This window comes from Brachyspira sp. G79 (assembly GCF_002379365.1).
In the GTDB taxonomy this organism is placed as follows: domain Bacteria; phylum Spirochaetota; class Brachyspiria; order Brachyspirales; family Brachyspiraceae; genus Brachyspira.
In genome coordinates this window covers 36,940-47,145 of sequence record NZ_JQIU01000009.1, presented here as the reverse complement: position 1 = coordinate 47,145, position 10,206 = coordinate 36,940, and the positions used below count along the sequence as shown (strand labels likewise).

Below are 10,206 nucleotides of genomic sequence, written 5' to 3'. Positions count from 1 at the left end.
TTATCTTTATATTTACCACAAAAAATATTGCTTGTATTTGCATTTATATTTTTATTTTTCAATTCTACATTACTATATGTTATATCGTAAATAAAATTATCTTTAAATCTATAAAAAAGATTATCTAATATTGAAGATGATTTTTTTAAAACAATTTTTTCCTGTTTCAAAATTTATAGATTTAAAATCTAAAAGTAAGTCTATTATATTATAAGTATGAATATTTTTTATTACATTATTATTTATATAAGTAAATGTAAAAATAAATAAAGTATCACCTCTTATCACAAAATCATTTAGATTATTTTTCCATCTTTCTGAAATTAATTGAAATTTTTTTTCATTTTCAATTTCTTCATATTTCAATTGATTATTAATAGAATAATCATTAGAAATATATGTTCTATAAAATGTTAATGGATTAAATATCAATATGTCATAATCCATTATAGATCTGTCATAATTTTCAAATTTCATTTCATCTTTAGGAATGTAATCTGGATTATTATAATAAAAAAAACCTAAATAACCTATATTTTTTTTCATAAATGAAACCTCCTTTCATAAACTGCAGTCTTTCGTCGCAGACAGGCTGTACCTTCTTCTCACTGTAGGCGTACTTAATATGTATAACCAAACTTAGTGTATCTTGCCTACAGCAATCAAAGGATGACAAAACCACCAATTATAAAAATACTAAAAAATAAAACTGTGTAAACATTTATTAATTTAATTCTGGAACAAGTAAATTCTAAATTTAAAAATACATTTATAACAAACTATAATTGCTTAGGGTGGATATATTAAAAAATTATTTCTATCTTAATTTATGAGATTCTTTACTTCGTCCCAGCTTAATTTATTTATGTCACCCATAGAGTCGCCTACAACAGTATCAATTAGTACTCGCTTTTTATTTTGAAGTTCAAGTATTTTCTCTTCTATAGTGCCTCTTGTTATGAGCTTATAATTAGTTACAACGCGTTTTTGTCCTATTCTGTACGCTCTGTCAGTAGCTTGATCTTCAACAGCTGGATTCCACCATAAATCATAATGCATTACAGTATCCGCCTGAGTTAAAGTAAGTCCAGTACCTGCTGCTTTTAAGCTTAGTAAAAATACAGGTGCCTCTCCTGCATTAAATCTGTGAACTAAATCCATTCTGTCTTTTGTAGCACCGTCCAAATAAAAATAATCTATTCCCAATTTCTTGAAGGCACTACGCATGAGATTAAGCATTCTAGTAAATGAGCTAAATACCAATACACTATGCCCGCCTGAAATAGCCTCTCTTATCATCTCTATGAACATATTAAACTTACCGCTTGTATGACTCTCCCCTCTCAAATCATCATGCATAAGTCTAGGGTGGCAGCAAACTTGTCTTAATCTAGTTAATGCTGAAAATATCTCTATATGAGACTGAGCAAAACCTTTACGTTTAACTGTTTCAAATATTTCTATTCTAGCAGCTTCAAGTATAGACATATAAAGTTCTTTTTGATCTTTTGTCAAATCGCAGTAGCTTACGACAGTATGTTTAGGAGGCAAATCTGTAAGTACATCAGTTTTTAATCTTCTTAATATAAAAGGAGCTATTCTTGTCTTTAAATTATCCAAAGCCTCGCTTGAACTATCTAACCCTGCAAGTATAGGAGCTTCATAATCTTCAACAAAGTCTTTATGCTTACCCAAAAATCCCGGCATAAGAAAATCAAACATCGACCACATCTCGCTTATACTGTTTTCTATAGGCGTACCGCTTAGGGCAAGTCTTTTTAATGATTTTAAACTTTTAACCATTTTAGCATTTTGAGTATTAGCATTTTTTATATGCTGTGCCTCATCTAATATGAGATAGTTAAACTCATTCTCGCTTAATGCCTTTACATCGCGTCTTAATGTAGAATATGATATTACAGCAACATCATAATTACTTACCGCTTTTATTTTTTTCATTCTTGTTTTTAAATTTCCTGATAATACTATTACTTCAAGAGAAGGAGCAAATTTTTTAATCTCGCATTCCCAGTTAGCAACACATGAAGTTGGAGCAACAACCAAAGAAGTAAGTTTATTACCGTTTTCTTTTTCTTTTAGTATTGTAGCTATAGTCTGAAAACTTTTACCAAGCCCCATGTCATCAGCAAGTATACCGTTTAATGACATATCAGCCAATTTTCTAAGCCATTTATATCCTACTAATTGATAGCTTCTGAAATCTCCTACTATAGTTTTTGGAGGAGTTTCATCATAATCTACCCTTTTTATATTTGCTATTGTGTCTATTGCATTATCGTCCAAGTCGAGTTCTATTCCGCTATGTTTCTCGAGCATATCGGCAAAATAAGGAGCACTAAACATAGGAAGCAAGTATCTGTTATCCTCTTTTTGTTCTATAGGATTTTCTTTAAACATCTTGGCAATATAATCAATTACTTCCAAATCTATAGGTACAAATGAACCATTTTGAAGTCTTATATACTCTTTATTTTCTACTTTTACAGCCCTTACAATATCCGATAAATCATGAAGCTCTTTAACTCCTTCAAAAGAAAAATTAATCTCAAAAAAGTTAATATCTTTAGTTAAAGAAACTCTCATTTTAAGAGGCTTAACATTCAATTTTAATGATTTGAAAGATTCGCTATAATAGCAAGTCCAGCCTCTATCCTGAAGTGCTGGAAGTATTTTGTAGCATAAATAAAATATTTTCTCATCATCAGAAGTGGCAAAAGTATAATCTCCAACTTTTTCCAAATATTTTGATAATGTCCTGCAAAAATATTCTTCTTTTTCAGTATCTCTGTAAATCTCTGTAACTTCATTATCAAACATATTACTGCTTGTAAACTTTCCTGAATAAGGGTCCACAGTAAAAGAACCGTATTTAAATTTAATAGTTGAAAATACATTAGTGCCGTCATAATCCAAAAATACCAATGCCTGAGCTGGAAAAGCTAATATATCATTCTCTTTTATATCTTCTGGAAGTTCTATATTATCAAAGTCTTTTTTTAAATTTGGAAGCACTCTTGAACAAAAATCTTTTATATAATCTTTTTTTACTATTATACTGTCTTTAAAAATATTCTTTTTGATTTTAGGGTATGAAGGATTAGTCTCATAAAAAATATCTTTATAAAGTATAAAATCACAGTTCTCTCCGAATGTATATACTCTATTTAAGTCAACATCTTTAATACTCAAATTAAGCACTAAATCTTTTTCTTCATTATAATAGCTTTCTAATTGTAAGTTTAAGATTTCATCGCTGAATGTTATAACTCTGCTTTCAAGCCTTATATTTGGTACATCTTTTAGTAATAGCAAGCATTGATATGCATTATAGTCCTTAAACCATAATTTACCGTTTTCCTGTACCTGTCTAGCCTCAGCATACAAGTTATTTAAAAATCTTATTAATTTTGCCTCTGATTTACTAAAATCTTCAAGCTCTATAGTTTTTTCAATATCTTCTATGCTTTGCTTATCACCTATAACGCATGAAAATAAAAAACTCTCAAGCTCCCCTACTCTGTATTCTTTTTTATTTTCTAAGTCTATTAATTTTAAAGAAAGTCCTAATGTTCTTTCATTGTTATTATCTCCCCTTACAGATAAAAGCACAGAAAGACTGTAATATTCTCTGTAAAGATTATCTCTGTAATTATCCATTAAAGGAGATCTTGTATAATAAAGCCAATTTTTACGCGAAGGATCTATTATTTGAGAGTTTTCCTCTTTTTTATTTCTGTCTATTCTTTTATTATCGCTTTCTGTAATAACAACACTGTTTGCTATAGTTTTGATAGAAGCCTTTGCAAGCTCATCATTTTCTTTTGCATTTGCATTAAGATTTAAAAAAGGATTATCATTTTCCTTAATTTTCTTTTTAGACTTACCCCTAGTGTTCATTCCCATAACCTTACTATATTTTTACACATCATTTTTAATGGCTTTTATGATAATAGAATTATTAATAAAAGTCAATATTTTTAATGTATAAAAAAACATGATTTTTGTTAATATGTAAAAAAGAATAGATTTTAATATATTATGATAACTAAATTATGTTAATTAATAATAGGTAATATACTTGTTTCAAAACTATTTTTGTTTATAATTGCGTGGACTAGCACAGTCATTCTGTCCCACTGTTATTTTATACTATGACACAAATAAGCATATATTTCAAACTAAATTTAATAATTTATCCCACATATAAAATATAATTAGTACTATTTACCATTATTTTTTGTACTTGCACTTTTTTGAAGCGTGCCAAAGAAGTAAGCCTTATACTTAAGTAAGTACCGTTAGATATAGTGTGTGGAGAGATTCTAAAAAAGTTGAATAAAAAAATTGACAAACTTAAAAATTTTTAGTATATACTATTTTTTTGATGCCATAAATGATAAATACTCTTTTGCATCATTGTACCCCTGCTCTATTCTTCTTGAAGCACCTTCAGGCGAGAAATCCAAAACACCATTAAAAAAGTTACCCAAGTTTTTTGAAGGATATATTTCATACACATTTATATTATCTTTTATCTTAACATGTTTTCTTTTATCCAAATGAACAACTATAATATCAGTACAGTCTTCATAATCATATAATGGAGATATTGGACAGTCATCTGTATAATAACCGTCAAGATAATAATGATTATCAATTTTTTCTGTAGGAAATACTGCAATTAATGCAGAAGTAGCAAGAAGTATTCTTTTTATTCTTTCATTAGAGCTACCGTTTAGTTTAAAATATTTAGGCTTTATAAAAAAAGGAGCTTTATACTCTGAGCAGGAAGCATATATATTAAAATGATAATTAGAAATAAGATTAATGTCTATATACTTATCTATAATTTCAAGTAACCCTTCTCTTGAAAATATACCAAATAGAGAAGATTTATTAATCTTAAAATACTCTTTAAGTTTCTTTGCTGTAAGTATTTTAGTTTTTATCTCTTCTTTCCATACCTTTTCAGCAATACTATAATTGTTCATAGCAAAAAGGCAGGAGTTCAAAGCACCTACAGAATCACCAGAAATAGCAGACACTTTATCATATATACCCGATTCTATTAAATATTTCCAAACGCCTATATGATAAGCACCTCTTCCTCCTCCGCCGCCAAGTACAAGCCCCAATTTTTTCATAATATTATAATTACAGATTAATTTCCACCTGCATTCTGATTGAGAGAAGATTCAAGTCTTTTTCTCTCTCTTTCAGCCTGCTGAAGTTCAGCCTGCATTTGATAATAAGAAGATAGTCTCTGTTGTCTGTATTCTTCTATTCTGTCTTTCTCATCGTCCATTCTCTTTTTATTGTCTTCCATACGATTTCTTGTCATCATAATACTGTTTTCAACAATACCCCTCGTCTGAGAATAAGGTGTTACAAAATCACTCATAGTATAGGCAACACCAGTATCTGGTATATCATCTCCAGTTATATCATTAGAGAATAATTCTTCTATACCGTCCATCTGAGTATCTATTTTATTCATAAACTTCTCTTCATCAACCTGTAGGAAACCTTTTTTTACTTTAGACCATTCCTCTCCTGCATTTCCTCTGTTTATACCTATTTGGTCAAGAAGTGCAAGCTCTTCTCCATATTCTGTTTCATAAGAATCAGCAACAATCATTCTGATACGCTGAGATATAGTGCTTACAAGAGTATTTCCGCTGAATACTCCTACATAATAAAGTTTTTTCTTCAAAGCAGAATCTGCCATCTCTGGATTATATTCTACCCCCAAAGTAGTAGCCAAATCTATAAGCTCAGTTCTGTTCATATTTTCAATACCATCTCTTATATCTCTGCTTAAAGGTCTTTGAGTGGTATCATTTAAAAGGTCAATAACATCATTGTATGCACTTATAAAGTTTACTATTCCATCAACTACCTTTTCTTTATCAACTTCAATAGTAGTAGCAAATGCTTCAGGTGTAACTTTTTTAGCTGTTATATTAAGTCCGTTTACTACATCATTAAACTCATTAGTATCACTCAGTACATCAACTCCGTCAATTGAAGCTCTGGCATCAGTTGCTTCGGATATTAGATAATTAGGAGCATCTTCCTCCCTTCCCATATCCTCTATAAGTAAATCTTTATAAAATACATTGTATCCTGCATTTTTATTTATTAATACAACTTCTGTTATAACATCGCCCTCTTCAAACTGACCTCCTATAGGAATATTAAGCCTCTGCCAAGATGAACTTATAGTAGGCAAAGCAAAGAATTTTTCTACTTCATCCCCTGCCTTATTAATATATTTTACACCTATTATTTCAGCATTAAAACCAGTAGCGTCTATTGGTTCTGGAGCTTCTGCTTCTACTCCCTCTTTGGCTTTACGTTCTGCTTCTAAGGCTTCTTTATATTTTTTTATATCTTCAAATGTTCTTGAACTGTCTGCTGGAGATAAACCTTCTCCATATAGTTCAACATCTTTATATATTACACTGTCTATTTTATTAAAAGTTACACCAGTATCTGGAATAGATAAGTCCACTGTAGGAGGCATAATAGGAGGCTCTTCTGCATCGTCTAATGTATCAGAAACTCTTGCTGTTATTGACAAAGTAATATTTTCATTAGCTTCTGCCTCTCTATGCAATGGAAGTGATAATTTATTTTCACCTTGAAGAACTATAAAGTCATTTTTTACCATATAGTTTGTAGTTAAATTATCAGATTCATCTTCCCATTTACTTAAAAGCTCTTGATTAAATATATGTCCTAAATATCTGTAAGGTCTTCTAGTAAACATATTAAGCTCTTTTAATATTCCAGCATCATCGCTTACAACTTCAACTATATTTTTAGAGCCTGTTTTTACCAAGTCCATAGTAAGAACCTGTAAAGTTCTTGATTTTTGAGTTATTGTAGTTTTTATTTTTTTACCAAAGGCTTTATCAATAGCTTTTTGCAAATTTACCAAACTTCCGCCTGCAAAATCTATAGTCGTTTCCTCATCTCCTATTTTCAATACTATTTTACCAGCAGGAAGAGTATCCGACATATTAAATGCTTTTGAAGAAAATTTCTGACTGGCTGCTATATCTCTTATAGCTATATCATATGTTGTGGTATTAGCAAGTCTGTTTGCAGTAACTGTAAAATAATCTGGTATACCGTCTCCAGTACCAACAAAATTTCTAAAAGGAGAACGAAAACCATATAGCTCTTTTGAAGCTGTAGAAAGAGTATCCAATCTAGCTTTCAAATCTTCATATGCTGAAATTTCCCTTTGATAATCTTTAGCATTGTCAGCCAAATTGGAAAGTGTGGTACTTCTCTTATTAACTTCAGCTTCTACTGCATTTTGATATACTTCATCAAGAAAAGCTCCTGTTGTTGCCATATAAACATCTCCCCTTAAAATATACTATATTAAATAAAACTAAAATTTCAATATTTACGTAAAAATAAATCTATTTTTTAATTTTCGGAATATTAAAAAAATTGATAACATTATTTCTTTTTTATAAATATTGTTTTTAACTCAGTATATACATAAACAACTATAATTTGTCAAAAATTAATTTTTTAATTTAAAATATTTGCCCCATGTCCTTTATGACGCCTGTCCGCCTGCGACCGAAGGAAGTACCGTTAGGTATGGCGTGGTATAAAAAACCATACGCTGTACACCTTGCCTAAATTTTAGGTATTATCATATATATTTAATACATATATCTAAGATATAAAGTTCTAGTAATTGCGTTTTTCGCAAAGCCCGCCTGCGGTGTGTGCGGCAAAAAAGTTGATAATTCTTTATAAAGTGCATTCAAAGATTTAATTATAAATAAAAAAGCAGGACTTTACCATACTAAGCCCTGCTTTAATTTATGCAAACTTTTACTATTATCTTAAATTATCTTATATAATACATGTCTTTAGGTATATAATCATCTATAACAGTTGTTTCTTTTAAATTTCTTCTAGCCTGCATAGACATAATATTATATGTAGCAGCCCCAATATTTTGATCATCAACCAATACAGTCCTTTTTTCAGCTCTCTCCAAATCTATATTAGAAGTTCTAATCTGGTCAAAATATTCGCTTGCCAAAACAAAATGTTTAAATGCCTCTTGTTCATTTAATACAGTATTTGTAACAGCCGCATTATAAGCATAAGAAACACCTATATTGTTATAAAGGCTAGCCAAATAACTTATAAGTATAAAATCTCTCTCTGTACGCATTTCTAATCTTCCCAAACTATTACGTTTAGCTAATACTTGACTTAAAGCATTTCTATAAAAACCATTAGCCAAATTAGCCCTATCCAAATGTAAAAGAGAATTACCTAATGCATAAGATACTACACTATTGCTAGGGTTTTTTTGGAATAATGCATTAAATCCCTCAAAAGCACTGTCATATTCTCCGTCAGCATAATATATCCAAGATAAATTATAAAGCAGCTGATCACTTCTGAGATTCGGAGCTAAATTATCATAAGCCATTTGATAATACTGTTTAGCTTTAGCATAATCTTTATCTTTATAGAAATAAACATTACCCAAATTATAATTAGCGTCAGGATATACTTCATTAATAGCAAGTGCCTCATTAAAGTTTCTTACAGCATTTCCATATTCTCCCAAATTATAATATATTTGACCCAACATATTATAAACATACTCTTTACCCTTATTAAAAGGATTAGATTCATACAAAGGCAATGCCGCTGTATTAAGTAGTTCCATAGCCCTATCATAATGTTTTAATCTAGTTTCATAATCTGCATATCCAACTATAGATTCTAAATTATTAGGATAAGCAGTTAAAAGTTTTTCAAACAATACTCTTGAGCCGTAGAAATCATCTTTATCAAGTAAATACTGAGCTAATTTAGGATAAACTTCATCATCTATATATCCTGGTTTTAATAACTCTATATGATCTTGCAAAGCTTTTACATGATCATAATTATCCTGATATATCTTTATAAGCATAGCTCTCTTTCTAGGTACAACACCGTCTCCAAAGAAAGTAACCATATCAATATAATTAGTATAAGCTATATCATAATACTGAGGCTCTAACATATTTCTAGCTCTGCTTATCATAAGAAGACCGCGTTCATCATATATAGTTTCTTTTTCTTTCTTCTTACCTGTATAAGCAAGCATATCTTCATATAATTGTTCGCCTAACACATAATCTTCTTCTGATAATTCTTTCTCGCCTTTCTTTCTATAATAGTATCCGAATGTTATTCTAGTTTCAAAATCTCTAGGCTTAATATTTAAAGCACCTTGTATTTTACTGAAAGCATTATTAAAAGTTTCTCTCTCTATATAGGCTCTGGCATATTTATTATACCATTTTATTTGTTTTGGTTTAAGTCTCTCACCTTCAGCAAAATTACGTTCTGCCTCCTCATAAGCTCCATTTGATATACTAACAAGTCCTTGTTTATAATATTTATTTGCCATTACTGGTTTATAAATAAATTGGAAAGAAAGTATTACCAAAGCAACAAAAAGTACCAAAAATACTGCTGCAACTCTTATTATTCGTCCATAATCTTTTAATGAATTTGGTATAGGTATAAGGTCTATTACATTTTTTCTGCCATCTTCTTTTATTCCCAAACCTAATTCTTTATTTAAAAGCTCTGTAATATTTTCGCTGGACTCACCTCGCTCTAAAGCATTTAGCAAGGTTTCCATTGAATCTTTATCTATTTTCTCATTAAGTATAGTATCCAAAACATGGTATTGTGTAAGAGGAGAAAGATTTTTAATAGTATTTAAAACTTTATCCTTATCTATATCCTTATCAACATCATCATATTTTGAAGCAGGCAAATTATCAGCAGTTTCAGGAGCTGGAAGAGATGTTCCTCCTTCAACTATATTAGAAACCGCATTATTTGAAGGCTCTTCTTTATCTAAATTATCTATATCCAAATCTAAATTATCATCTGCATGATATTTAGATTCCTCTTCTTTATCATCATCCTCTGATTTACTTTCTAATGGTTTTTCTTCCTCTGCATCGTCTAATGATAAATTATCTAAATTTAAATCATCATCTGCATAATCTTTAGATTCTTCTTCTTTATCATCATCTTCTGATTTACTTTCTAATGGTTTTTCTTCTTCGTCGTCATCTAATGATAAGTTATCCAAATCTAAGTCATCATCTGAAGGCCCTTTTTCTTTTT

General features: G+C 29.8%; 5 protein-coding genes. All 5 read right to left on the bottom strand.

The genetic code is table 11. The features are described 5' to 3' along the window. Positions 1-120: 120 nt before the first annotated feature. The gene (locus KQ44_RS13210) at positions 121-546 is read right to left on the bottom strand and encodes a hypothetical protein (RefSeq protein WP_096737852.1); all 426 of its coding nucleotides are present in this window, start codon (positions 544-546) and stop codon (positions 121-123) included. A 276-nt stretch (positions 547-822) separates the two neighbouring features. Further along, entirely contained in the window at positions 823-3,918 is a 3,096-nt protein-coding gene (locus KQ44_RS13205; RefSeq protein ID WP_096737851.1) for an SNF2-related protein, read from the bottom strand. A 476-nt stretch (positions 3,919-4,394) separates the two neighbouring features. Beyond that, positions 4,395-5,165 (bottom strand): patatin-like phospholipase family protein, encoded by a 771-nt coding sequence (locus KQ44_RS13200; RefSeq protein WP_096737850.1) that lies wholly within the window; start codon positions 5,163-5,165, stop codon positions 4,395-4,397. Between the two features lie 17 nt (positions 5,166-5,182). Further along, a complete protein-coding gene (gene fliD, locus KQ44_RS13195; protein WP_096737849.1) occupies positions 5,183-7,387 on the bottom strand; it encodes a flagellar filament capping protein FliD in 2,205 nt (734 codons plus the stop codon). Between the two features lie 513 nt (positions 7,388-7,900). Beyond that, positions 7,901-10,206: tetratricopeptide repeat protein (locus KQ44_RS13190; RefSeq protein WP_143277892.1), on the bottom strand; the 2,306-nt coding region annotated here is incomplete at its 5' end.

Coding starts and splice junctions, on each gene's coding strand:
- KQ44_RS13210 (WP_096737852.1), bottom strand. CDS start 546: ATGAAAAAAAATATAGGTTATTTAGGTTTTTTTTATTATAATAATCCA.
- KQ44_RS13200 (WP_096737850.1), bottom strand. CDS start 5,165: ATGAAAAAATTGGGGCTTGTACTTGGCGGCGGAGGAGGAAGAGGTGCT.
- KQ44_RS13205 (WP_096737851.1), bottom strand. CDS start 3,918: ATGAACACTAGGGGTAAGTCTAAAAAGAAAATTAAGGAAAATGATAAT.
- fliD (WP_096737849.1), bottom strand. CDS start 7,387: ATGGCAACAACAGGAGCTTTTCTTGATGAAGTATATCAAAATGCAGTA.